Here is an 800-nt window from a genome sequence, read left to right as displayed (position 1 = left end):
GGAGGTAACTCCGGTTACCTTCTGCATGGCTTATGTGTGGGGTCATTTGGCACGCCGCATGTCTGCGCCGGACAGGATCGCGTCCCTCCGGCCTTTTTTATCGGCATCGAATGGTCTAATGCGTGCACCTGATGTCCTCTGCAGGATAGCGCCCATATCACGGACTTCGACGAGAYGACCCGGAGACATCATCCCTCGATGACGCCTGGGTGGCAGGATGCGGCCAACGCCTCTTTCGGTCCGGTATCGGGGCGCTCCAATTTCAAGTGCTATATGCACCAAAGAGAGATACGTCGATGAGGCGTCTGGCTATCGCATTTTACTACGACCAGCACGGCAAGATAGATGAGTATTATTTTCACCTGATTGCATCGATCAAACCTTTTGTTGAGAAGGTTTTGGTGGTTTGCAACGGTCCGGTGGACAAAGAGGCCGAATCTCGCCTTTCCGAGGCCGCCGACAGCTTCCTGATCAGGGAAAACAAAGGGTTCGATGTGTGGGCCTATCGGACTGCGCTCGAACATATCGGGTGGGACGAACTTTCGAACTTCGACGAGATCTTGCTCTTCAACCACACCTTCTACGGGCCGATTTTCCCTTTCTCGGAAATGTTCTCGGAGATGGACCAGCGTCAGTGTGATTTCTGGGGGATCTCCGCTCACGGGGCGATGAGGCCCAATCCGATCGACGTCAGAAAGGCGGAGCTGCCCTTCCATCTCAACTCCCATTTCATCGCGGTGCGGCGGTCCCTGCATCAGTCAAAGGCGTTTCGGGATTATTGGACCAAGATGGGGCCCATC

General features: G+C 54.9%; 1 protein-coding gene. It reads left to right on the top strand.

The annotated features are described in order from the left end of the window. Window positions 1-296: 296 nt before the first annotated feature. Window positions 297-800, top strand: a 504-nt coding sequence (locus ACXJ7R_RS34910; RefSeq protein WP_457155770.1) for a rhamnan synthesis F family protein, incomplete at its 3' end; no start/stop codon positions are given.

It is taken from the genome of Mesorhizobium sp. P5_C1 (genome assembly GCF_054049815.1).
Note: the sequence above shows the minus strand (reverse complement) of the source record. Positions and strands in the feature narration are given on the sequence as shown.